Origin of the sequence: Pseudomonas sp. R62 (assembly GCF_000257605.1) — a bacterium.
Lineage (GTDB): Bacteria > Pseudomonadota > Gammaproteobacteria > Pseudomonadales > Pseudomonadaceae > Aquipseudomonas > Aquipseudomonas atacamensis.
Map to the genome: position 1 here is coordinate 1,623,380 of NZ_JH635998.1, position 4,435 is coordinate 1,627,814.

The 4,435-nt window shown below is 62.1% G+C and carries 3 protein-coding genes; all 3 read right to left on the reverse strand.

Annotated features, from left to right (window positions below; genetic code table 11):
* On the reverse strand, positions 1-596 hold a 596-nt coding region (gene waaC, locus OQK_RS08530; protein ID WP_016772001.1), incomplete at its 3' end, for a lipopolysaccharide heptosyltransferase I.
* Between the two features lies 1 nt (position 597).
* Positions 598-1,632, reverse strand: coding sequence for a lipopolysaccharide heptosyltransferase II (gene waaF, locus OQK_RS08535; RefSeq protein WP_016772002.1), 1,035 nt, complete (start codon positions 1,630-1,632; stop codon positions 598-600).
* 325 nt (positions 1,633-1,957) lie between these two features.
* A partial coding sequence (glnE, locus tag OQK_RS08540) for a bifunctional [glutamate--ammonia ligase]-adenylyl-L-tyrosine phosphorylase/[glutamate--ammonia-ligase] adenylyltransferase (protein ID WP_038860763.1) occupies positions 1,958-4,435 on the reverse strand: 2,478 nt, incomplete at its 5' end.

Here is a 4,435-nt window from a genome sequence, read left to right on the forward strand (position 1 = left end):
TCGCGCCAGTAGATTTCCGGCCAGTGCTTGGTGTCCCAAGTGGTGCCGTGGAGGAACACCACGTAAGCGTTCTTGCGTGGCAACTCGACCAGTCGCTCGACATTGAGGCCGTAATCGCCGAGGCCTTTGGGCAAGTCGTAACCCAGAGCGATGGCGAACAACTGGCGCACGCGTTCGACGGCGTGCTGACCACGGGCGACGGCGAGTTTGCGATCGTAGAAGCGCGCAGCCATCGGCTCGCGGGCCGAGGTTTTGTCGAGGCCGGCCACTGGGGCTTTGACGTAGCGGGTCAGCCAGGCACTTTTCAGCAGGCCTTGAGCGTCGATCACCAGATCGTATTTATTGGCGCGCACGCTTTGCTTGAAGCGTTTCCACTCGCCGCTGGTGATGGTTTTCCACAAATTCTTGCGCCAGCGGCGGATCGCCACCGGAATCACTTTATCGACCGCCGGGTGCCAGCTCGGAATCTCGGCGAAACCCTCTTCCACCACCCAGTCGAACTTGATGCCCGGGATCGCCCGTGCGGCGTCGGTCAGCGCTGGCAACGCGTGAATCACGTCGCCCAGCGATGAAGTCTTGATCAGCAATACCCGCAAGTTAATGAACCTCGACCACGGAGCCCTGCAACTTCTGCAAGGCATCGTTGACCGCGTCCGGCATCAGTTGGCGCAGGCAGTTGTAATGGCCGAACCGGCAAGTTCGATCGAAGCACGGGCTGCATTCGATGCCCAGGCGCACGATCTCGACCTGCTCGGCCAGCGGCGGGGTGAAGCCCGGCGAGGTCGAGCCGTACACCGCGACCAGCGGACGATTCAATGCCGCAGCGACGTGCATCAGGCCGGAATCGTTGGATACAACCGAATCAGCGCATGAGAGCAGGTCAATGGCCTCGGCCAGCGAGGTGCCGCCGCTGAGGTTGACCGATTCTTCACGCAGGCCCGGGATCAGCCGGGCGCGAATGTCTTCGCCGACCGCGTGATCGTTTTTCGAGCCGAACAGCCATACCTGCCAGCCTTCGCGGATGCGCGCTTCGGCGACCTTGGCGTAGTGCTCGGACGGCCAGCGCTTGGATTCGCCGAACTCGGCGCCGGGGCACAAAGCCAGGACCGGGCGATCGAGAGTCAAGCCGAATTTGGCCAGTGCCGCTTCGCGGGTCACCGGGTCGATTTGCAGACTCGGGCGCGGGTACGGCTTCGGCAGCTCGGCGTTCGCTTCATAGGCCAGCGCCATGAAACGCTCGATCATCAGCGGGTAGCGTTGCTTGTCGAGAGTACGCACGTCGTTGAGCAGGCCATAGCGGAATTCGCCGCGCCAACCAGTGCGTTTCGGGATGCCGGCAAAAAACGGCACCAGTGCCGATTTCAGCGAGTTGGGCAGCAGGATCGCCTGATCGTACTGACCGCGCAGGGATTTGCCGATGCGCCGGCGCGTCGCCAGTTCCAGCGCGCCGTGGCCGAGCGGGAAGCTCAAGGCCTTGCGCACTTCGGGCATGCGCTCGAGGATTGGCCGGCTCCATTCAGGCGCCAGCACGTCGATTGCGCATTGCGGGTGGCGTTGCTTGAGACACTGAAACAGTGTCTGCGCCATCACCATGTCACCGACCCAACTGGGCCCAACGATCAGAATATTCATGTGGTTTCCAAAAACGAACCGGGGAGGCATTTACGCCTCCCCGCCTCGATAATTCTACAAACACTGTAGATCTACTGTGGGAGCGGGCTTGCCCGCGATGGGGTCTTCACATTCAACATTATTGTCGTCTGATACTCCGCTATCGCTGGCAAGCCAGCTCCCACAGGGTTTTGCATCTGTTTCAACATCTGCATTTCAGCGCAGATTACTGTGGGAGCGAGCTTGCTCGCGAGGGGCCATCACATCCGACATCGGTGTCGTCTGACACTCCGCCTTCGCGAGCAAGCTCGCTCCCACAGGGTATTGGGTGCTGCATAAACCGCTTTCAGCTTAGCCCCATCTCTTGCCATATCCGCAAAACCTGCCGGCGTTCGTCGGCAAACTGATCCCCGGCTATCACCCCGGCGTCCTTCTGCAAGGCCTGCCGGTGGGCGGCGGAGCGGTAGGCCTTGTAGGCCTCGCGCAACAGACTGGCATCTTCGGCGGGCATCAGCCGTTCGTGTTCCAGCTCTTCCAGAATGCGGATGTTATCGGTCCAGCGCAGCAGCGGTGGATGGCTGTGCGACCACGCCAGGGCCGCGTATTGCACCATAAATTCAATATCGACGATACCTCCGGCGTCCTGCTTGAGGTCAAACGGCACGCCCGCGTCGAACGCATTCGCCGCCGTGCCGGCCGCAGTGCTGCGGGTGCCGAGGTTGTCGCGCATCTTCGCGCGCATCTCGCTGACTTCCTGTTGCAGTTTGGCCAGATCCCTAGGTTTGCCCAATACCTGCGCGCGTACTTTCTCGAAGGCCTGGCCAACATCCTGACTGCCCACCAGCACCCGCGCGCGCACCAAGGCCTGATGCTCCCAGGTCCAGGCTTCGTTTTCCTGATAGCGGGCGAACGCGCCGAGGGAACTCACCAGCAACCCGGAAGCACCGGAGGGACGCAGGCGCATATCCACTTCATACAGCTGGCCGGAGTTGGTCTGCGCTGTGAGCAAATGAATGATCCGCTGCCCCAAACGCGTGAAGAACTGCGCGCCGTCGATGGATTTCGGCCCGTCGGTTTCCGCCTGCGGATCGCCGTCATGGATGAACACCAGATCCAGATCGGAACCATGCCCCAATTCGATACCGCCGACTTTGCCATAACCGACAATGATGAAGCCGGGATCGCACAGCGTGCCGTCGGTGCGCAGCGGCGTGCCGTACTTGGCCACGGTCTGCCGCCAGGCCAGGGCCAGCACCTGTTCGAGAATCGCTTCGGCCAGCCAGGTCAGGTAATCGCTGACTTTCATCAGCGGCAGGCTGCCTGCAATTTCCGAAGCGGCGACGCGCAAGCGGTGCGCCAGCTTGAAATGGCGCAGGGCTTCCATTTGCTGCTCGAGGTCGTCTTCGGGAATTCGCGTCAGGCGTTCGCGCAACTCGGCCGCCAGTTCCGGCGCCAGCGGCGGCTTGAACAGCCGACCTTCGTTGAGCAACTCGTCGAGCAGCAACGGGAAGCGCGTGATCTGCTCGGCAATCCACGGGCTCGCCGCACACAAGGTCAGCAGGCGACGCAGCGCACCGGGGTTTTCCGTGAGCAAAACCAGATACGCCGAACGCCGCGCCACCGCTTCCACCAGTGGCAGCACGCGCTCGAGCACCAGATCGGGATTGTCATGCTCCACCGCTTGCGCAAGCAGTCGCGGAATAAAAGCATCGAGACGCTCGCGTCCCAGCCGCTGCATCGCGCGCAATTGCGGACTGCCACGCAAACCGGCCAGCGCTTTCAGGGCTTTGCCGGCATCGACGAAACCACCTTCCTGCAACTGCCGGCACGCGGCCTCCTCGTCCTGTTCTTCCTCCCACAGCGGCAGCCACTCACCACCGACCACCACTTCGCTTTCGCTGCCCTCTTCCTCATCGGGATCGGCGATCACCTGGGCGAAATGCCAAGCCACGCGCCCGCGCCAGTACATCAGTTGTTCATGGAACGCCGACCAATCGGCGAAGCCCAGCATGAAAGCGATCCGCGCTTGATCCTGAGCGCTGTCCGGCAGCATCTGCGTCTGGCGGTCGGCAATCGCTTGAATGGCATGTTCGGTGTAACGCAGAAACTCGTAACCCTCGCGTAACTCACTGACCACCGCCGGCGGCAGATAGCCTTGCCCTTCCAGCGTGCTCAGCACCTTTAATAGAGGACGCTGTTGCAGGCTCAGGTCGCGGCCACCGTGGATCAGTTGAAAGGCCTGAGCGATGAACTCGACTTCACGAATGCCGCCGGAGCCGAGCTTGATGTTGTCGGCCATGCCCTTGCGCCGCACTTCCTGCTGGATCAACTGCTTCATGGTGCGCAGCGCTTCGATCGCCGAGAAGTCCAGATAGCGCCGATAAACGAACGGCCGCAGCATATCGAGCAACTGCGCGCCGGCAACCTGATCGCCAGCCACCACCCGCGCCTTGATCATCGCGTAGCGTTCCCAGTCGCGGCCCTGATCCTGGTAATACTGCTCCAGCGCATTGAAGCTGAGCACCAGCGCGCCGGACGATCCGTAGGGGCGCAGGCGCATGTCGACACGGAAAACGAAGCCGTCGACGGTCATCGGATCCAGCGCCTTGATCAGACGCTGGCCGAGGCGGATGAAGAATTCCTGATTGTCCAGCGAGCGTTTCACGCCGACGGTTTCGCCGCCTTCGGGGTAGGCGAAGATCAGGTCGATGTCGGAAGACAGATTCAGCTCGACCGCGCCGAGTTTGCCCATGCCGAGGATGACCATCTGCTGCGGCTCACCACTGCGCCGGCCGGTCGGCGTGCCGAACTGCTCGCAGTGGCG